The organism is Kitasatospora sp. NPDC087271, from assembly GCF_044744605.1.
In the GTDB taxonomy this organism is placed as follows: Bacteria; Actinomycetota; Actinomycetes; order Streptomycetales; family Streptomycetaceae; genus Kitasatospora.
The window spans coordinates 102,821-120,128 of the sequence record NZ_JBIUYQ010000021.1; the positions used below are offsets into that span (position 1 = coordinate 102,821).

A 17,308-nucleotide genomic window follows, 5' to 3' on the forward strand; every position below is an offset into this window, starting at 1 on the left:
CTACGCCTTGGAGAGCCAGGCGGTGGCGTTGAGGGCGAGGGCGGCGTTGGTGCCGGCGGGGTCGTCCCAGCCGTTGTAGACCTTCTTCCCGGCCTCGCCGGTGCCGTCGTCGATGGCGGAGCTGTCGCCCCAGATGGCGACCCGGCCGCTGCCGTAGGTGCTGGTGGCGAAGAACGCGCCGGTGCTGCCGCTGTAGCCGGTGCGGTAGACGAGGCCCTTGACGGTGGGGTTGTCGGCGGGCTTGAGGGTGAAGGTGGTGCCGTTGCGCAGGATGGAGCCGGTGACGGTGCCGAACGTGCCGTGCAGGACGGGGTCGGCGGGGGCGTTGACGGCGCGCGGGTTGTCGGTGGTGATGTTGAGCAGGTCGACGGAGAAGCCGAAGGGGTCCTTGGTGTCGACCCCGTTGGAGGTCATCAGGTCGTTGATGATCGCGGGGGAGTCCCAGCCGTCGTTGTTGCGGTCGCTGTTGGTGTGGTCGGAGACCAGGAAGAGCCCGCCCCCGTTCTGGACGAACTTCATGATCGCGGTCTTCTCGCCCGCGCTGAGCCGGATGTTGGGCTCGGGCAGGACGAAGGTGTCGAAGTTGGCGAGGTCGAGGGCGGCGCCGGTGCCGTAGCTGATGGTGGAGCCGGCCGGGAGGGTCTTGAGGCTGTACTGGCCGGTCTTCTGGAGGGCGACGCCCCAGGCGGACAGCGCGCCGGTCCAGCTCTTCTCGGTGGTGGGGTTGGGGTTCTGGGCGAGCGGGTCGGGCTGGCTGGTGCTGATGATCCAGTCGGCGTTGCCGGCGGTCTCGGCCTTGCTGTTGTCGAACAGCACGCGGTGCCCGGCGGTGGCGGCCTTGGTCGCCGCGGGCCGGGCGGTGGCGGTGGGGGCGGCGGCGGTGAGGCCGGCCGTGAGCAGGGCGGTGCCGGCGAGTGCGGCGACGGTTCGGATACTGATCGTCATGTGCCGTTCCTCCGTGGGGGGTTGAGGCTTTCGGCGCCCGAGTTTTCGCGCGTAGAACGGGAGTATCCGCGCGTAGAGCGGCGACCGGAAGGCTTCCGGGGTTACCAGGATTTGTACGGTCCATGACGAACGGGGGCGGGTGGTGAAGCCCTCGCCGGGGCGCGGTGAAACCCCTGCCGGAGGAGGCGGTGAAACCCCCCGCCGGGAGGAGCGCGGCCGCCGTCACGCGCCCCCTCCTGCGCCCGCCCGCCTCCGTTCGCCGCCGTCCGGCATTTGCACATGACTTGCAACTGCTTCCCCGAGGGGGGAAAGATGGCCCAGCTTCGCCCGGACCACCCGAAAGGACCACAGGATGTCCAGCCCCGCCGCAGGTGCCTCGCCCGTCAGATGGCGTGACCGGCTCACCCGGGAGGAGTGGATGCGCCTGGCCGGGATGGGCGGTTTCATCCTCGTGCTGCACGTCGTCGGCTGGTTCACCCTGCTCGCGCTGGTCGCGCCCGAGCACTACGACGTCGGCGGCCAGGTGTTCGGCGCGGGCATGGGCCTGACCGCCTACACCCTCGGGATGCGGCACGCCTTCGACGCGGACCACATCGCGGCGATCGACAACACCACCCGCAAGCTGATGGGCCAGGGCAAGCGGCCCCTGTCGGTCGGCTTCTGGTTCTCGCTCGGGCACTCCTCGATCGTGTTCGGCCTCTGCGCGCTGCTCGCCTTCGGCATCCGCTCGCTCGCCGACCAGGTGGAGGCGGACGACTCGACCCTGCACACGATGACCGGCCTGATCGGCACCACCGTCTCCGGGACGTTCCTGCTGCTCCTCGGCCTGATCAACCTGGGCGCCTTCAACGGCATCCTCAAGGTGTTCCGCCGGATGCGCGTGGGCGAGTACGACGAGGCCGAGCTGGAGCGCCAGTTGGAGCGGCGCGGGCTGATGAACCGCATCCTCGGCCGGGTGACCAGGGCCGTCACCAAGCCCTGGCACATGTACCCGGTGGGCCTGCTGTTCGGCCTCGGCTTCGACACCGCGACCGAGGTGTCGCTGCTGGTGCTGGCCGGCGGCGCGGCCGCGTTCTCGCTGCCCTGGTACGCGCTGCTCACGCTGCCGATCCTGTTCGCGGCCGGGATGAGCCTGCTGGACACCATCGACGGCTCGTTCATGAACTTCGCCTACGAGTGGGCCTTCTCCAAGCCGGTCCGCAAGATCTACTACAACCTGACCGTCACCGGCCTGTCGGTGCTGGTCGCGCTGGTGATCGGCCTGGTCGAGCTGATCGGCCTGCTCGGCGAGAAGCTGGACATCACCAGCGGCCCGATCGCCTGGATCGGCGGGCTGGACCTCAACTTCGTCGGCTACGCGATCGTCGGCCTGTTCGTGCTGACCTGGGTCGCGGCGATCGCCTACTGGAAGTTCGGCAAGGTCGAGGAGAAGTGGTCGGCCGGCCTGGCCGCCGCGGCCGCCAAGTCGGAGTAGCGACGGGGCGGAGGGGGCGGTGACCGGAGTCCGGTCGCCGCCCCCTCGGCGTTCCGGGGCCTACCGCAGCGCGGCGAGCACCGCGTCCGCCATCACCTTCTCGCCGGTGGCGTTCGGGTGGAACGGCACGGCGGGCGAGCCGGGCAGCGCGCCCTCGATCCAGCGGTCGTCCGAGCACACGTCGTGCCCGGCGGTGGGCGTGGCGGTGTCGACGTACGTCGCGCCGCCGGCCGCCGCGGTGCTCCTGAGCGCGGCGTTCAGCTTGTCGAGCACGCCGTGCATGTACTCGACGTCGCCCGGGGTCACGGGCTGGCGCAGGATGCACGAGCGGCCGTCGGCGGGCAGCACGGACGGGTAGCCGACCAGCAGCACCCGGGCCCGCGGCGCCTTGGCGTGGATGCGCCGCAGCGTGTCGGCGACCTGCGGCGCGATGCTGCCGGTGATCCGCTCGGCCAGGTCGTCGTCGCCGTACTGCCAGGACCAGCTGCTCCAGTCCCAGTAGCCGTGGTGGTAGACGTCCTTGCAGGGCGTGCCGAGCGGGTTGACGACCGCGCCGGCGATGCAGGTGGCGACGAGTTCGCCGAGGCCGAGGTCGCTGGCCGCGAGGTCGTTGCCGCCGATGCCGAGGGTGACCAGGTCGGTGTCGGGGGTCACCGCGTCCAGCTGCGGGTCGTTGACCCGGATGAAGGCGTCGTACTGCGGCTGCGTCATGGCCTTGACCTTGGCGGCGGCGCAGGTGACGTCGGTGTACGCGCCGGCCTTGAGGGCGGCGGCGACCAGGTGGCCGTAGTTGCGGTCGGAGCGCAGGCACAGGCCGGCCGACTGGCCGGGCACGCCCGCGCCGGCGGCGTAGGAGTCGCCGAGCGCCACGAGGTGCTTGGGCGCCGGGGTGGCGGCCTGGGCGCTGGTGGAGGTGAGCGCGAGGGCGGCGCCCAGTGCGACGGAGGCGAGCGCGGTGGAGCTGCGCAGGTATCGGGGTTTCCGGGCAGGGGGGAGCACGGTTCCTCCTGGGGGGAGAGAAACGACGGGTGGGGGTCGTGCCGGGCCGCGGCTACTCGCAGGTAAGTTACTTGTTGGTTTCGTGGACGTCCATGCCGTGCGCGGAAATTTCCGAAATTCCGTCAGATCGCATTTCGCATTTCGCTCCGCCGTGTATCGAGGACATTTCCGAAACGGTGTGGAGCGGAATTGCCGCAGTCGGTTGTTACCGGCCGGTTGACCGGACGTCACCGCAGGCCGCAGTATCGGGCGCACAGCGACGGCGCCCACCCCGCGCGCGCCGTCCCGCTCGCCGCGACGGAGGACTGCGCATGGCCCTGGACGCCGACGTCATCGTCATCGGAGCAGGACTCGCCGGACTCGCCGCCACCGCCGAACTCGCCGACGCCGGACGGAAGGTGATCCTGCTCGACCAGGAGCCCGCGGCCTCGCTCGGCGGCCAGGCGCACTGGTCCTTCGGCGGCCTCTTCCTGGTCGACTCGCCCGAGCAGCGCCGGATGCGGATCCGCGACTCGCACGCCCTGGCCCGCCAGGACTGGTTCGGCACCGCCGGCTTCGACCGGCCCGAGGACGCCTGGCCGCGCCGCTGGGCCGAGGCCTACGTCGACTTCGCGGCCGGCGAGAAGCGCTCCTGGCTGCACGGCCTGGGCGTCCGGTTCTTCCCCGTCGTCGGCTGGGCCGAGCGCGGCGGCCTCCTCGCGGACGGCCCGGGCAACTCGGTGCCCCGCTTCCACATCACCTGGGGCACCGGGCCCGGACTGCTGGAGCCCTTCGTCCGCCGGGTCCGCGCCGCCGCCGCCCGCGGGCTGGTCGACCTGCGCTTCCGGCACCGGGTCACCGGCCTGGCCGCCACCGCGGGCGTCACCGACACCGTCACCGGCGAGGTGCTGGTGCCCAGTCCGGCGGCCCGCGGCGAGGCCAGCTCGCGCGAGGCCGCCGGACGGTTCGAACTGCGCGCCCAGGCCGTGATCGTGACCTCCGGCGGCATCGGCGGCAACCACGACCTCGTCCGCAAGGCCTGGCCCGCCCGGCTCGGCACCCCGCCCGCCAAGCTGCTCTCCGGCGTCCCCGCCCACGTCGACGGGCTGATGCTCGGCATCGCCGGCGACGCCGGCGCCAGCCTCATCAACGGCGACCGGATGTGGCACTACACCGAGGGCATCGAGAACTGGGACCCGATCTGGGCCCGGCACGGCATCCGCATCCTGCCCGGCCCGTCCTCGCTCTGGCTGGACGCGCGCGGCAACCGGCTGCCCGTCCCGCTCTTCCCCGGCTTCGACACCCTCGGCACGCTCGACCACATCATGTCCACCGGTTACGGGCACACCTGGTTCGTGCTCAACCAGCGCATCATCGAGAAGGAGTTCACCCTCTCCGGCTCCGAGCAGAACCCGGACCTGACCGGGAAGTCCGTGCGCGGCGTCCTCGGCCGCGCCCTGCCCGGCGCCTCCGGTCCGGTCCGGAGCCACCTGCGGCACGGGCCCGACTTCGTCGTCGCGAGCAACCTCGCCGACCTCGCCCGCGGCATGAACGCCAGGACCCGCGAATCGCTGATCGACCCCGCCGAACTGCGCCGCGCCGTCGAGGCCCGCGACCGGCAGTTCGCCAACCCCTTCGCCAAGGACCTCCAGGTCACCGCCGTCCACGGCGCCCGCCGCTACCTCGGCGACAAGCTGATCCGGGTGGCCCCGCCGCACCGCATCCTCGACCCCGGCGCCGCCCCGCTGATCGCCGTCCGGCTCAACATCCTCACCCGCAAGTCCCTCGGCGGGCTGGAGACCGACCTCTCCGCGCGCGTCCTGCGCCCCGACGGCGAACCCCTCCCGGGCGTCTACGCCGCCGGCGAGGCCGCCGGCTTCGGCGGCGGCGGCGTCCACGGCTACCGCTCCCTGGAGGGCACCTTCCTCGGCGGCTGCCTCTTCTCCGGCCGCACCGCCGGCCGCGCGGCGGCGGAGGCGACGGCGTAGGGGACCGGGGCGGGTGCGGCCTCAGCGCTCGTCGGTGAGGCCCAGCCGCAGGTGCTCGACGTGGTACACGGCCTGGTCGAGGAGGGCGGCGACGTGGTCGTCGTGCAGGGAGTAGACCACCGAGCGGCCCCGGCGCTCGCCGACGACCAGGCCGAGGTTGCGCAGCAGCCGCAGCTGGTGGGAGCAGGCGGACTGCTCCATGCCCACGGCGTCGGCGAGTTCGGTCGCCGCGCGCGGGCCCTCGCGCAGTTCGGCGAGGATCAGCAGCCGGGACGGGGTGGCCAGCGCCTGGAGGGTGGTCGCGACCTTGGCCGCGTTGGAGGCGTCCAGGCGCATCCGCGGTACGGCTTTCTCGGTGGTCGCGTGTCCCATGGGGGCATCCTACGGACCGCCGCCGAACCCCGGCACCCGGTACCCGGCAGTGGTTCTCGGCATGACGGGTAGGCTGCGCGTGCAGCGTGCCCCGTGACCAGGAGGAGTTCCAGAGCCGATGAGCCGCCGAGACCGGGACCGCAAGCAGGCGGCCGCCTCCCCGGTGACCGTCACCGTCTGCCGGGGCTGCTGCTGCGGCACCGAGGCCAAGCACCCGGGGGTGGACCACGCCGGGCAGTACGAGCGGCTGCGGGCCGCGGTGGGCACGGCGGGCCGGGTCCGCGCGGTCAAGTGCCTGGACGTGTGCACCCAGTCCAACGTGGTGGTGGTCGGCCCCTCCGGGGAGGGGCGGGCGGCGGGCGGGCGCCCGGTCTGGCTGGGCTTCGTGCTGGCGGACGACATGATCGACGAGATAGCCGCCTGGGTGCACGCGGGCGGCCCCGGGCTGGCCGACCCGCCCGGACTGCTCGACCTCCAGCTCATCTCGGTGTCCCGCCGGGTCCGCGAAGGCCTGGCGGAGTAGCGGACGGTGGAGCCGAACCGTCCTCATCACGGTTGGGACGCAGCGGGGTTGGCCGATCCGGCGGCCGAGCAGGATCCGCTGGACGCCGCCCTCGGCGGTCCCACTAGCATGACCGGTGGCTGCCAGCGGTTCCGCCCAGGGAGGACGACGATGACGACGGTCTGCCGCATCTGCGCGGGCACCGGCCGGACCGCCGGTCTCAGCTGCCGGACCTGTCAGGGCACCGGGACCACCGAGGTGGGCGGCGGGGGCGGCAACTGCTTCCTCTGCGACGGCACCGGGGTGTACGTCCGCTACCGGGTGGACGCGACCGGCGCCAAGCACGCCTACCGGGACGAGATCTGCCGCACCTGCGACGGCACCGGCAACCGGTCCCCCTCCACCTGGGACGAGCCCTCCGGCTGAGCGCCCCCGGCCGCGGCGGCGCCGACGGTGGCTCAGGCCGCGCCGCCGGCGGCGGCCATGATCCGGGGTCGGCCCGGTGCGGGCGCGTCCTTTACCTGATCATGGTCGAACATTGGTGTTCGAATGGGCGGCGCGCTGCGGCCCGTTCACCCCGCGTCCGTGTGCGGTCAACGCGCCGCTGGAAGAGTCCCGCGCATGGATATCCCTCACATGGGCGTACCGGCCAAGCTCGCCGACCGCATGAGCACGGCCGAGCAGCACGAGTACCTGCGGGCCCGCTTCTCCCGCCGCCGGATGCTGCGCGCCGGCGCCGTGACCGTCGGCGCCGTCGCCGTCGGCGGCGCGCTGGGCAGCGGAACGGCCTTCGCCGCGCCGGCGAGCCCGCAGCTGCTGACCGGTGCCACGACGGCCGGCGTCGACGGTTCGCTGGTCGCGCCGATCGGGCGCCACCTCCAGTTCGGCCCCGAGCCCGACACCCAGTTCCGCATCTCCTGGCAGGTCCCGGCGCCGGTCAAGAAGCCGTTCCTGCGCTACGGCAAGACCCCGTGGGAGCTCAGCCACAAGCTCCAGGCCGAGGTCCGCACCCTGCACACCCCGGCGCTGAGCCCGAACAGCCAGCCGGTGGACCAGTACTACCTGCACGTGGCGCTGGAGGACCTGCACCCCGACACCACCTACTACTACGGTGTCGGCCACGAGGGCTTCGACCCGGCCTCGCAGCAGCAGATCTCCACCCTGCACACCTTCCGCACCGCGCCCTCCCGCGACCACCGCTGGGGCAAGGTCTACGAGCCGTTCACCTTCACCGCCTTCGGCGACCAGGGCGTCAGCTCGCACGCGGCCGGCAACGACCACGTCATCCTGGCCCAGAAGCCGTCCTTCCACCTGCACGCCGGCGACATCTGCTACGCCGACCCGGCGGGCTCCGGCACGGACCCCGACAAGTCCGTGTACAACGCCAGGACCTGGGACGACTTCCTGGTCCAGACCGAGACGGTCGCGGCGACCGTGCCGTGGATGGTCGCCTACGGCAACCACGACATCGAGGCCTGGTACTCGCCCAACGGGTACGGCGGCGAGAACACCCGCTTCTTCCTCCCGGACAACGGCCCGGACCCGCGCAAGGTCCCCGGCGTCTACACCTTCCGCTACAAGAACGTCGGCGTCATCTCGCTCGACGCCAACGACGTCTCCTACGAGATCCCGGCCAACCTGGGGATCTCGGCGAACAAGCAGACCAAGTGGCTGGAGCGCACCCTCAAGGACCTGCGCAACGACGAGACGATCGACTTCGTCGTGGTCTTCTTCCACCACTGCGCCTTCTCCACCACCGTCGCGCACGCCTCCGAGGGCGGCGTCCGCGAGGCCTGGGTGCCGCTGTTCGAGAAGTTCCGGGTGGACCTGGTCATCAACGGCCACAACCACATCTACGAGCGCACCGACGCGATCCTCGGCAACAAGGTCTCGAAGCAGGTGCCGAGCGGCGCCACCATCGAGCCGGCGAAGGACGGCGTCGTCTACGTGACCGCGGGCGCGGCCGGCCGCAGCCTGTACAAGTTCGACGTGCCGGACACCTACGAGGGGCACGAGAACCACCAGGACGAGGTGAAGACCTACTACTGGGGGAAGGGCAAGGTGAAGGTCCCCGAGACCATCCAGTGGTCGCGGGTGCGCTACACCGGCTACTCCTTCATCAAGGTCGACGTCACCCCGGCCCACCTGGGCCAGAAGTCGTCCATGAAGGTGACCGCGCTGGCCGAGGACGGCACGCAGATCGACAACTACACGATCCTGCGCAAGGTCGGCGAGGGCTGGGACTCGGACCACGACGACGACGGTCAGGGCGGCGGCTGGGGCTGGTAGTCCCCGAACCGGCTCGCCGGGCCCCGGCGTCGAGGAGTCCGCACCTCGACGCCGGGGCCCCGTGCGTGGAGAACCCCGTGCGTGGAGGGCCCAGTGCGCTCAGCGCCGGGGCCCGTACATGATCACCGCGACCCCGGCCAGGCAGACCAGCGCGCCCACCACGTCGTAGCGGGTCGGCCGGAAGCCGTCCACGACCACGCCCCAGAGCAGCGACCCGGCGACGAACACCCCGCCGTACGCGGCCAGCACCCGGCCGAAGTGGCTGTCCGGCTGGAGCGCCGCGACGAAGCCGTACCCGCCGAGCACCACCACCCCCAGCCCGGCCAGCCACCACGGCCGCTGCTCGCGCACGCTCTGCCAGATCAGCCAGCAGCCGCCGATCTCGGCGAGGGCGGCGACGACGAACAGGGCGACGGAACGCAGGACGGTCATGACCGGCAAGCCTAGGCGTCAGGACTGGCGGTACGTCGCGAGGAAGCGCCCGATGCGGTTGATGGCCGTCTCCAGGTCGTCGGCGCGGGGCAGGGTGACGAAGCGGAAGTGGTCCGGGCGGGGCCAGTTGAAGCCGGTGCCCTGGACGACGTGGATCTTCTCGCGGAGCAGCAGGTCCAGCACGAACTGCTCGTCGTCGACGATCCGGTGCACCGCCGGGTCGAGCCGGGCGAAGGCGTACAGGGCGCCCTTGGGCTTGACGCAGCTGACGCCGGGGATCTCGTTGAGGGCCTTGAAGGCGACGTCGCGCTGTTCGGTGAGCCGACCGCCGGGCAGCACCAGGTCGTTGATGGACTGGTGGCCGCCGAGCGCGGCCTGGACGGCGAACTGGGCGGGCACGTTGGGGCACAGCCGCATGCCGGAGAGCATGGTCAGGCCCTCCAGGTAGTCGGCGGCGTGCTGCTTGGGCCCGGAGACGACCAGCCAGCCGCTGCGGAAGCCGGCCACCCGGTAGGCCTTGGAGAGGCCGTTGAAGGTGAGGGTGAGGACGTCGTCGGCGAGGGCGGCGAGGCAGTGGTGCTCGGTGTCGTCGTAGAGGATCTTGTCGTAGATCTCGTCGGCCAGGACCATCAGCTGGTGGCGGCGGGCCAGGTCGAGGATGCCCTCCAGCAGTTCCTTCGGGTAGACCGCGCCGGTGGGGTTGTTGGGGTTGATGACGACGATGGCCTTGGTGCGGGCGGTGATCTTGGCGGCGATGTCGTCGAGGTCCGGGTACCAGTCGGCCTGCTCGTCGCACAGGTAGTGCACGGCCTTGCCGCCGGCCAGCCGGACCACGGCCGTCCACAGCGGGTAGTCCGGCATCGGGACGAGCACCTCGTCGCCGTCGTCGACGAGCGCGGTGACGGCCATCTGGATCAGCTCGGAGGCGCCGTTGCCGAGGTAGACGTCGTTGACGCCGACTCCGGTCACGCCGCGCTGCTGGTAGTACTGCACCACCGCGCGGCGGGCGGGCAGGATGCCGCGCGAGTCGCTGTAGCCGTGCGCCTTGGGTAGGTTGCGGATGATGTCCTGGATGATCTCCTCGGGCGCCTCGAAGCCGAACGGGGCCGGGTTGCCGGTGTTCAGCCGCAGCACGCTGTGCCCGGCCTCTTCCAGGGCGTTGGCCTGGTCGACCACCGGGCCGCGGATCTCGTAGCACACGTTGTTCAGCTTGCTGGACTGCCGAAACTCCACTGTGGCCTCCCGACCGTCACCACCGCATCGTTGCTGATGCTTTGTTCTACCAAGTTGGCACTTGGAAAGTCCAACCTTTTGGCTATGCTGATCCGCATGTCACGCCGAAGCTACGACCAGTACTGCGCCGTCGCCCGCGCCCTGGACGCGGTGGGGGAGCGCTGGAGCCTCCTGATCGTCCGTGAACTCCTCGGCGGCCCGCGCCGCTACACCGACCTGCACGCCGACCTGCCCGGCGTCTCCACCGACATCCTCGCCGCCCGGCTCAAGCAGCTGGAGGCCGACGGCCTGGCCCTGCGCCGCCGGCTCGAACGGCCCGCCAACGCCACGGTCTACGAGCTCACCGAACGCGGCCGCGAACTGCGCCCGGTGATCGAGGCGCTGGGGGAGTGGGGCCTGCCCGCCCTCGGCGAGCAGCGGCCCACCGACGCCGTCCGCGAGCACTGGTTCACCCCCAGCGCGGCGGACGACGGGGCGCCCGTCGCGGGTTAGGCGCAGATGCCGGTGTCGGTGCCGGGTCCGCTGCCGACGCCCGGACCGGCCGCGCGTAGCATCGTCGGGCCACGGAGCCATCGGAGGAGAGCGGAGACCGCCCGTGCCCACCACCTACCGCAGTTACGTCGCCGTCGGGGACTCCTTCACCGAGGGCATGTGCGACGACCTGCTGCCCGACGGCCACTACCGGGGCTGGGCCGACCGGGTCGCCGACGCGCTCGCCGCCGAGGCCGGCGCTGACGGCGGGTTCCGCTACGCGAACCTCGCCGTCCGCGGCAAACTCATCGGCCAGATCCACGACGAGCAGCTCCCCGCCGCCACCGCGATGGGCGCCGACCTGGTGACCCTCGTCGGCGGCCTCAACGACGCGCTGCGCCCCGGCTGCGACATCGCCCGGGTCGAGCGGCTGCTCGGCCGCTGCGCCGAGGAACTGCGCGCCACCGGCGCCACCGTGGTGCTGTTCACCAGCACCGACCCGACCCGCAGGATGGCGGGCAGCGCCCGGCTGCTCCCGGCCATCCTGCGGATGAAGGCCTTCGTGCACGAGCTCGGCCAGGACGAGGGCGTCGCCGTCGTCGACCTGTTCGCCGCCCCCTGCTTCGACGACCGCCGGCTCTGGGGCGAGGACCGCCTGCACCTGTCGCCCGAGGGCCACCGCCGGGTCGCCGAAGGGGTGTTGGAGGCGCTCGGCCGCCCCGCCGCCTTCGACTGGCGAGCCCCGCTGCCGCCCGCCGCCCCGCCCGGCCGGGCCGAGCGGCTGCGCGCCGACGCCCGTTGGCTGGGCGGTCACCTGGGGCCGTGGATCGGCCGCCGGCTCACCGGGCGCTCCTCCGGCGACGGCCGGCCGCCGAAGCGGGCCGAGCTGCTGCCCTACTCGGCTCCGGACTCGGCTCCGGCGGCGGGCACGGCCGCGGGCTCGTAGACCAGGCTCGCCATCGGGGAGCGGGTGGTCCAGCCGAGCGAGGTGTAGAGCGCCCGGCCGTCCGGGGTGCCGACCAGGACGGCGGTGTCGGCGCCCGCCTCGTGCCCGGCGCTCTGGAGGGTCCGCATCACCAGGGCGCCCAGGCCCCGGCGCCGGTGCTCGGGCGCGGTCAGGATCTGGTCCGGGACGGCCACGGGGCCGGCCAGTCCCGCCTGGCCGCGTGCGGCGAGGTGTCCGGCCTCGGTGCGGACCAGGGTCCGGACGGTCCCGCCCCGGGTCCAGGTGGTCACCGTGTAGCCGGCCGGCACCTCCGGCCGTTCGGCGCTCAGCGGGACGGTCATCAGGTACCCCGGCTGGTCGAGCCGCCACTGCGGGCCCAGCCAGGGCCGGGCGACGGTGTCCTCGGTGAACAGCTTCAGCCAGGTGCCCGGTGCGGTGGTGGCCTCGGCGATCTTGCGGACGTCGGGCTCGGCCGGCTCGGGCAGCACGTGCCGGGCGACGTGGCCGACCACGCCGACGTCGATCGTCCAGCCCCAGGGCTCGTCCACCGCTTCGGCCGCGCCGCGCGAGACGCTCCAGCCGGCGATCCACATCCGGACGAGTTCGTTGATGCTCGGGTCCTGCACTCCTACCCCCGTATGCCATATGCGATGGGCGCGCACGTCGTAATAGGTGCACTGCCAGTTGACACCTTACCGATGGTGGGGCGGGTGTGGCCAGTGCCCAGTAGGCTTGGCAGCTCGACGCACCGGACGGCCGGTGCCCACGCTGGAAGGACCACGCGACGTGCGCGAGACCGAGCCGCCGCAGCACCCCACGGCGGCTCAGCCGACCGAGCTGCGCTCCGACTGCACCAGCTGCTTCGGCCTCTGCTGCGTCGCCCTGCCCTTCGGCGCCGGCACGGACTTCGCCGTCGACAAGGCCGCCGGCAGCGCGTGCCGCAACCTGCAGACCGACTTCACCTGCGGCATCCACGAACGCCTCCGCGACCGGGGCTTCCAGGGCTGCACCGTCTACGACTGCTTCGGCGCCGGGCAGCGCGTCTCCCAGGTCACCTTCGGCGGCCGGAGCTGGCGCGAGGCACCGGCCGACGCCAAGCCCATGTACGACGTCTTCCCGGTGGTGCGCCAGCTCCACGAACTGCTCTGGTACCTCACCGAGGCGCTCGGCTACGCCCCCGCCCGCCCGGTCCACGCCGACCTGCGGCAGGCCCTGGAGGAGACCGACCGGCTCGCCGGCGGCACCCCCGAGGAGATCCTCGCCGTCGACGTCCCCGCCCACCGGCAGCGGGTCAGCGACCTGCTGCTGCGCGCCAGCGAACTCGTCCGCGCCGCCGTCCCCCGCCGCCGTGAACACCGCGGCGCCGACCTCTTCGGCGCCCGTCTGCGCGGCGCCGACCTGCGCGGGGCCAACCTGCGCGGCGCCCTGCTCGTCGCCGCCGACCTCAGCGGCGCCGACCTGCGCCTCGCCGACCTCGTCGGCGCCGACCTGCGCGACGCCGACCTCTCCGGCGCCGACCTCACCGAGGCCCTCTTCCTCACCCAGGCCCAGCTGAACGCGGCCCGCGGCGACGCCACCACCCGCCTGCCGGGCACCCTCACCCGGCCCACCCACTGGCCCGCCACGGCCTCCGCCCCGGTGGCCGCCGCCACCGGCGCGCGTGGCCCCCGCAAGCCGCGCAGCGGCGGCCGTCCGGGCGGCCCGCGCCGCCGCTGAGGCCTGCCGCGCCAACGGTCGAGCCCGCCCGGCAGGTGTCTGCCGGGCGGGCCGGGTGTTCCTGGTGCCTGGTGCTAACAGCTGTGCGCGGCGGAGGGGCGCTTCGCCGCGATGTACGGCTTGCCCATGTGCGCCACGACGTCGGCCGGGCAGGTCTTGATCCAGTTGGTACCCGCGGCGTGGTTCTTGACCTTGGCGTCGCTGCAGTACTCGACGCGGTCGGCGGTCTTGAAGCACTGGTAGCCGGGGTACCCCGCCGCCGAGGCGGTGTTGACGCCGGCGAACAGGCCGGCCGCGGCCAGCAGGGCGACGGGCAGAACGGAACGCATCCTCATGGTTTTTCTCCCGTTGGTTCGTCTGGGCAGTGGCCCGATCGTGGCAGCGCGGCGGAGGCGGGGGCAACGCGACATGACATGTTTAGGTCAAACTGTGTTCGAGTGAACTCCCTTCACCGTCTTGGCCGTTGACGGTCCGTCGGGCGAGGTCAGGTCGTGAGCAGGCGGGAGCGGAGGGCGGCTGTCCGGGCGGGGGAGAAGCCGAGGGTGCCGGTGGCGTAGTCCTCGACCGAGCCGTGGCGGGCGGTGAGGTCGGCGAGGGCGAGGCGGATGACCGTCTCGGGGGCGCGTCCGTAGCCGGGCCAGCGGAGGGTGCGGCCGGGGTGGGCGGCGTGCCATTCGGCGACGAGGTGCGGTGTGGCCAGCTCGGTGAGGGCGAAGTCGGCGGCGATGTCGTCCTCGGAGACGCCGAGCAGGGTGAGGACGAGGGCGGCGATGAGCCCGGTGCGGTCCTTGCCGGAGGCGCAGTGGAAGACCACGGGCTCCTCGGCGGCGGCGATCACCTCCAGGGCCTCGCGGATCTCCTCCACCCCGTCCTCGGTGACCTCGGCGAAGCGGTCGGCGAGGTAGCGCCAGGGGTCGACGTCCGGGTCGATCTCGGCCTGGTCGTAGGTGCGGTGCTCGATCGAGAGGTTGTGGTAGACGAGCCCTTCGTAGTCGGGCACCCGGCCCTTGGCGGCGATCTCCCAGGGGTAGCGGAGGTCGATCACGGTGCGCACGCCGAGGGCCTGGAGCCGGTCGAGGTCGGCGGGCGAGGTGAGCTTGCCGAGCGAGTCGGAGCGGTAGAGCAGGCCCCGGCGGACGGACCGGCCGTCGGCGGCGGGGTAGCCGCCCAGGTCGCGGAAGTTGTGCAGCCGTTCGAAGGTGAGCTGACGCGTTGTCATGCACGGCACTCTAACCAGTGGTGCCCGGGTGCCCGGTGGGGCCTCCGTGCTGGGTGGGGCCTCAGCGCCCGGTGGGGCCCGGGTGCCCGGCGCCTTCGTAGCCGGCGGTGAGGAGTTCGAAGGCGCGGTCGGCGTTGGTGGTGGCCTCGAAGTGGAGTTCGTCGGCGGTCTGGCCGTCGTCCCGGATCCGGTGCCAGTTGTGTTCGGCGAGGACCCGCTGGGTGGCGGTGACCTGGGCGGCGAGGAGGGGGGCGGTGAGGCACCGGGGCGGGGCCAGGTCGGGGGCCTCGTGCAACGCCCGGGCGAGGGACTGTTCGGCGCGGGCGAGGTATTCGGCGCTCCGGGCCTTCAGGCTCGGCGTGGAGTACACCAGATCGCTGAACGCCAGGACCCGGGGGTCGTCGTTGAGCCCGGTGACGGGGTCGCGCCGGGCGAGCCCGTCCAGGAAGTCCCGGTGCAGGGCGGCCAGCACCGTTTCGCCGGCCGCCCGGCCGCGGACCACGCCGGCGGCCTGGTCCTGGTGGTCGGCGAAGCGGTGGACGACCAGGTCCTCCTTGGTGGAGAAGTAGCTGAACAGCGTCGGCTTCGACACCTCGGCGGCGGCCGCGACGTCCGCCACCGGGACCGGGTCGAAGCCGCGCTCCAGGAAGAGCGCGATCGCGGCCTCGGAGATCGCCCGCCGCGTCCGTTCCTTCTTCCGTTCCCGCAGTCCGCTCATGGCGTCAGGCTAGCAGCAGGTCTTGACCCGGGCAGATTTCTGACCCGGTATGATATTTACCCCCGGTAGGGTGCCGCCTGCTGCCCGCCATCTGCTGCTCGGGTGCTCAGGAGCTCAGGAGCTCAGCGAGTCCAGGATGCGGCGGATCGACTCCACCACCGGGGCGCCGGCGGCGGCGAGGGCGGCGACTCCGGAGATGTTGCGCAGGGCGCGGCGCAGGGTGGCGGGCGGGGTGGCCTGCCCGCCGCCGAGGTCCGCCAGCGACTCGTCCAGCACCTCGCGGTCCTCGGCCGGCACCTGCTCGCGCAACTGGCCTACGGCGGCGATGAGTTCACGCATCGCGGCCTGCGGGTCGGCCGGGCCCTGGTGCTTGATGATGCCGATGTTGTGGTCGCCGTGCTGGGTGACCGAGTCCCCGAAGTGGATGCCGCCGCTCACAGACTGACCTTCTTCCCGGTGTTGTGGTCGCCGTACTGGTTGATCTGGTCGCCGATGTGGACGTTCTCCACCTGGAGCGCGAACTCGGCCAGCGGGTTGTCGATCGCTTCCATGATCAGCTGGATCAGGTTGCCGACCTGCTGGGCGTCGTGGCTGACCACCGCCGTGTTCGAGGAGCTGGAGGTCTCGATGATCAGCTGGTAGACCGTGCGCATCTGCAGCCGCTTGACCAGCCGGTAGAGGCTGGCCGCGAAGAGCGCGAGCGCCACCAGGCCGATCACGTTCTTGGTCGTCTCCTGGTTCGCGCCGCGCCCGAGCAGCGAACCGAGGAGGGCGGTGGCCACCAGCAGGCCGATCACCTGCCGGGCGAACCGGATGATCACCCGCGCGCGCTTGGGCGGCAGCAGCTGGAACCGCCGGGCCCGGGCGATGTTGTGGAGCGGATAGGCGTCGCCGCCCACCCACAGCACCCGCCGGCTGACTCTGACGTCGATCACACTGCTTCTGCGTGCCAAGTCGTCCCCCTACCCGTAGTGGCGGGGAGAACCATAGCAACGGCCGCCGACGGTGCCGACGGGAGTGCCGCCCCGCTGGTCAGGCGGCGGTGCGCGGTCAGCATCAGGGCCCGGTCGGCAGCGGGGTCGGTCAGGTGCTGCGGTCGGCGAGCACCTCGCGGACGACGTGACGGGCGTTGGCGGTGAGGCCCGGATTGGTGTGACGGTAGTAGGGGATCGTCACCAGCGCGATGGAGAAGGCCCAGGCGCGGCCGCGGGCCCACGTGGCGTCATCGGCGTGGAGTGCGGCGCGGAAGGCGGGGCGGGCCGAGGAGGGCAGCAGGTTCCAGGCGACGATCAGGTCGGCGGTGGGGTCGCCGACGCCCATCAGGCCGAAGTCGAGGACGGCGCCGAGCCGGCCGGACCGGTCGAGCAGGAGGTTCCCGGGGGTGAGGTCGCCGTGCATCCAGGAGGGCGGGCCGGCGTACTCGGAGAGGCGAAGCGCCTTGTCCCACAGGGCGGTTGCGGCGTGGGTGTCGACCGCTCCGGCGAGTTGGGCGATGGCCGCGCGGGTGGCGCCGTCGCGGGAGGCGAGCGGGACGCTGCGGTGGCCCGCCGGGCCGCCGGCCGGGTTGACGGCGCGCAGGGCGTTGACGAAGGCGGCGAGGTCACGGGCGAGCGCGCCGGGAGCGGCGAGGGCGCCGACGACCGGGTTGGCGCCCTCGAACCAGCGGAGCACCGACCACTCCCAGGGGTAGCCGGCGGCGGGTCGGCCGACCGCGAGCGGGGCGGGTATCGGCCGCGGCAGTCGGGGGGCCAGCGCGGGCAGCCACTGCTTCTCGCGGCGGACGTCCCCGGCCGCCCATTCCACCCGGGGTAGCCGGACGGCGAGTTCGGGCCCGAGGCGGAACATCGCGTTGTCCGTCCCGGTGGAGGGGACCGGCGTGACCGGCAGCCCGACCCAGTCCGGGAACTGGGCGGAGATCAACCGCCGTACCAGGGCCGCGTCGATGACCAGTCCGTCGGGGTGCATCCGGGTGGCAGCGCACATGCCCGGCAGCGTACAGCGCGGATCGGTGCCCTTCAGCGGATT

General features: G+C 72.5%; 19 protein-coding genes and 1 pseudogene. 8 read left to right on the forward strand and 12 right to left on the reverse strand.

The window, feature by feature from the left end; all coding sequences use genetic code 11:
* On the reverse strand, nt 1–945 hold the full coding sequence (locus tag ACIO9K_RS29075; protein WP_400334445.1) for a hydrolase: 945 nt from the start codon (nt 943–945) through the stop codon (nt 1–3).
* 352 nt (nt 946–1,297) lie between these two features.
* Here ACIO9K_RS29075 and ACIO9K_RS29080 point away from each other — a divergent pair, with 352 nt between their 5' ends.
* The gene (locus tag ACIO9K_RS29080; RefSeq protein ID WP_350886390.1) at nt 1,298–2,419 is read left to right on the forward strand and encodes a HoxN/HupN/NixA family nickel/cobalt transporter; all 1,122 of its coding nucleotides are present in this window, start codon (nt 1,298–1,300) and stop codon (nt 2,417–2,419) included.
* A gap of 60 nt (nt 2,420–2,479) precedes the next feature.
* On the opposite strand, the gene ACIO9K_RS29085 is transcribed toward ACIO9K_RS29080, so the two are convergent.
* Nucleotides 2,480–3,418, reverse strand: a complete 939-nt coding sequence (locus ACIO9K_RS29085) for an SGNH/GDSL hydrolase family protein (protein WP_400334447.1) — start codon at nt 3,416–3,418, stop codon at nt 2,480–2,482.
* A gap of 311 nt (nt 3,419–3,729) precedes the next feature.
* Here ACIO9K_RS29085 and ACIO9K_RS29090 point away from each other — a divergent pair, with 311 nt between their 5' ends.
* Complete coding sequence (locus tag ACIO9K_RS29090) at nt 3,730–5,385, forward strand: FAD-binding dehydrogenase (RefSeq protein WP_400334449.1); 1,656 nt, start codon at nt 3,730–3,732, stop codon at nt 5,383–5,385.
* Nucleotides 5,386–5,406: 21 nt separating this feature from the next.
* On the opposite strand, the gene ACIO9K_RS29095 is transcribed toward ACIO9K_RS29090, so the two are convergent.
* Nucleotides 5,407–5,757: a metalloregulator ArsR/SmtB family transcription factor gene (locus ACIO9K_RS29095; protein ID WP_063347062.1), complete on the reverse strand. Its 351-nt coding sequence runs from the start codon at nt 5,755–5,757 to the stop codon at nt 5,407–5,409.
* A 118-nt stretch (nt 5,758–5,875) separates the two neighbouring features.
* Here ACIO9K_RS29095 and ACIO9K_RS29100 point away from each other — a divergent pair, with 118 nt between their 5' ends.
* The 3 genes from ACIO9K_RS29100 (at nt 5,876) to ACIO9K_RS29110 (ending at nt 8,548) form a co-directional block, all read left to right on the forward strand.
* Complete coding sequence (locus ACIO9K_RS29100; RefSeq protein WP_350886398.1) at nt 5,876–6,280, forward strand: (2Fe-2S) ferredoxin domain-containing protein; 405 nt, start codon at nt 5,876–5,878, stop codon at nt 6,278–6,280.
* A gap of 150 nt (nt 6,281–6,430) precedes the next feature.
* Nucleotides 6,431–6,685, forward strand: coding sequence for a hypothetical protein (locus ACIO9K_RS29105; RefSeq protein ID WP_063347060.1), 255 nt, complete (start codon nt 6,431–6,433; stop codon nt 6,683–6,685).
* A gap of 195 nt (nt 6,686–6,880) precedes the next feature.
* Nucleotides 6,881–8,548: a metallophosphoesterase family protein gene (locus tag ACIO9K_RS29110; RefSeq protein WP_350886400.1), complete on the forward strand. Its 1,668-nt coding sequence runs from the start codon at nt 6,881–6,883 to the stop codon at nt 8,546–8,548.
* Nucleotides 8,549–8,647: 99 nt separating this feature from the next.
* Here ACIO9K_RS29110 and ACIO9K_RS29115 read toward each other — a convergent pair whose 3' ends face one another.
* Both ACIO9K_RS29115 and ACIO9K_RS29120 read right to left on the reverse strand, forming a co-directional pair.
* Nucleotides 8,648–8,980, reverse strand: coding sequence for a YnfA family protein (locus tag ACIO9K_RS29115; protein ID WP_063347058.1), 333 nt, complete (start codon nt 8,978–8,980; stop codon nt 8,648–8,650).
* A gap of 18 nt (nt 8,981–8,998) precedes the next feature.
* On the reverse strand, nt 8,999–10,213 hold the full coding sequence (locus ACIO9K_RS29120; protein WP_380429136.1) for a pyridoxal phosphate-dependent aminotransferase: 1,215 nt from the start codon (nt 10,211–10,213) through the stop codon (nt 8,999–9,001).
* A gap of 96 nt (nt 10,214–10,309) precedes the next feature.
* Here ACIO9K_RS29120 and ACIO9K_RS29125 point away from each other — a divergent pair.
* Both ACIO9K_RS29125 and ACIO9K_RS29130 read left to right on the forward strand, forming a co-directional pair.
* Nucleotides 10,310–10,663 (forward strand): annotated as a pseudogene (locus ACIO9K_RS29125) (winged helix-turn-helix transcriptional regulator); the annotation flags it as partial.
* Nucleotides 10,664–10,808: 145 nt separating this feature from the next.
* Nucleotides 10,809–11,630: an SGNH/GDSL hydrolase family protein gene (locus ACIO9K_RS29130; RefSeq protein ID WP_400334453.1), complete on the forward strand. Its 822-nt coding sequence runs from the start codon at nt 10,809–10,811 to the stop codon at nt 11,628–11,630.
* Here the strand turns inward: ACIO9K_RS29130 and ACIO9K_RS29135 are convergent.
* Nucleotides 11,579–12,256 carry a GNAT family N-acetyltransferase gene (locus tag ACIO9K_RS29135; RefSeq protein WP_400334455.1) on the reverse strand — a complete coding sequence of 226 codons (678 nt, stop codon included), beginning with the start codon at nt 12,254–12,256 and terminating at the stop codon, nt 11,579–11,581. The genes ACIO9K_RS29130 and ACIO9K_RS29135 overlap by 52 nt on opposite strands.
* 160 nt (nt 12,257–12,416) lie before the next feature.
* Between ACIO9K_RS29135 and ACIO9K_RS29140 the strand changes: the two genes are divergently transcribed.
* The gene (locus tag ACIO9K_RS29140; RefSeq protein WP_400334457.1) at nt 12,417–13,346 is read left to right on the forward strand and encodes a pentapeptide repeat-containing protein; all 930 of its coding nucleotides are present in this window, start codon (nt 12,417–12,419) and stop codon (nt 13,344–13,346) included.
* 74 nt (nt 13,347–13,420) lie between these two features.
* On the opposite strand, the gene ACIO9K_RS29145 is transcribed toward ACIO9K_RS29140, so the two are convergent.
* From ACIO9K_RS29145 to ACIO9K_RS29170, 6 genes are all read right to left on the reverse strand, one after another.
* A complete protein-coding gene (locus tag ACIO9K_RS29145) occupies nt 13,421–13,681 on the reverse strand; it encodes a hypothetical protein (protein WP_363619035.1) in 261 nt (86 codons plus the stop codon).
* A gap of 149 nt (nt 13,682–13,830) precedes the next feature.
* The gene (locus tag ACIO9K_RS29150) at nt 13,831–14,565 is read right to left on the reverse strand and encodes a tyrosine-protein phosphatase (RefSeq protein ID WP_400334459.1); all 735 of its coding nucleotides are present in this window, start codon (nt 14,563–14,565) and stop codon (nt 13,831–13,833) included.
* A gap of 61 nt (nt 14,566–14,626) precedes the next feature.
* Nucleotides 14,627–15,283 (reverse strand): TetR/AcrR family transcriptional regulator, encoded by a 657-nt coding sequence (locus tag ACIO9K_RS29155; protein ID WP_400334461.1) that lies wholly within the window; start codon nt 15,281–15,283, stop codon nt 14,627–14,629.
* A gap of 114 nt (nt 15,284–15,397) precedes the next feature.
* Nucleotides 15,398–15,721, reverse strand: a complete 324-nt coding sequence (locus ACIO9K_RS29160) for a hypothetical protein (RefSeq protein WP_400334463.1) — start codon at nt 15,719–15,721, stop codon at nt 15,398–15,400.
* A complete protein-coding gene (locus tag ACIO9K_RS29165; protein ID WP_363619039.1) occupies nt 15,718–16,218 on the reverse strand; it encodes a DUF6232 family protein in 501 nt (166 codons plus the stop codon). Before ACIO9K_RS29165 ends, ACIO9K_RS29160 begins: the two co-directional genes overlap by 4 nt.
* Before the next feature lie 148 nt (nt 16,219–16,366).
* The gene (locus ACIO9K_RS29170; RefSeq protein WP_363619040.1) at nt 16,367–17,266 is read right to left on the reverse strand and encodes an aminoglycoside phosphotransferase family protein; all 900 of its coding nucleotides are present in this window, start codon (nt 17,264–17,266) and stop codon (nt 16,367–16,369) included.
* Between the last annotated feature and the right edge of the window lie 42 nt (nt 17,267–17,308).

What these genes read in the sequence shown, in the direction of transcription:
- ACIO9K_RS29075 (WP_400334445.1), bottom strand. Translation starts at nt 945, where the DNA reads ATGACGATCAGTATCCGAACCGTCGCCGCACTCGCCGGCACCGCCCTG.
- ACIO9K_RS29080 (WP_350886390.1), top strand. Translation starts at nt 1,298, where the DNA reads ATGTCCAGCCCCGCCGCAGGTGCCTCGCCCGTCAGATGGCGTGACCGG.
- ACIO9K_RS29090 (WP_400334449.1), top strand. Translation starts at nt 3,730, where the DNA reads ATGGCCCTGGACGCCGACGTCATCGTCATCGGAGCAGGACTCGCCGGA.
- ACIO9K_RS29095 (WP_063347062.1), bottom strand. Translation starts at nt 5,757, where the DNA reads ATGGGACACGCGACCACCGAGAAAGCCGTACCGCGGATGCGCCTGGAC.
- ACIO9K_RS29100 (WP_350886398.1), top strand. Translation starts at nt 5,876, where the DNA reads ATGAGCCGCCGAGACCGGGACCGCAAGCAGGCGGCCGCCTCCCCGGTG.
- ACIO9K_RS29105 (WP_063347060.1), top strand. Translation starts at nt 6,431, where the DNA reads ATGACGACGGTCTGCCGCATCTGCGCGGGCACCGGCCGGACCGCCGGT.
- ACIO9K_RS29110 (WP_350886400.1), top strand. Translation starts at nt 6,881, where the DNA reads ATGGATATCCCTCACATGGGCGTACCGGCCAAGCTCGCCGACCGCATG.
- ACIO9K_RS29115 (WP_063347058.1), bottom strand. Translation starts at nt 8,980, where the DNA reads ATGACCGTCCTGCGTTCCGTCGCCCTGTTCGTCGTCGCCGCCCTCGCC.
- ACIO9K_RS29145 (WP_363619035.1), bottom strand. Translation starts at nt 13,681, where the DNA reads ATGAGGATGCGTTCCGTTCTGCCCGTCGCCCTGCTGGCCGCGGCCGGC.
- ACIO9K_RS29150 (WP_400334459.1), bottom strand. Translation starts at nt 14,565, where the DNA reads ATGACAACGCGTCAGCTCACCTTCGAACGGCTGCACAACTTCCGCGAC.
- ACIO9K_RS29155 (WP_400334461.1), bottom strand. Translation starts at nt 15,283, where the DNA reads ATGAGCGGACTGCGGGAACGGAAGAAGGAACGGACGCGGCGGGCGATC.
- ACIO9K_RS29170 (WP_363619040.1), bottom strand. Translation starts at nt 17,266, where the DNA reads ATGTGCGCTGCCACCCGGATGCACCCCGACGGACTGGTCATCGACGCG.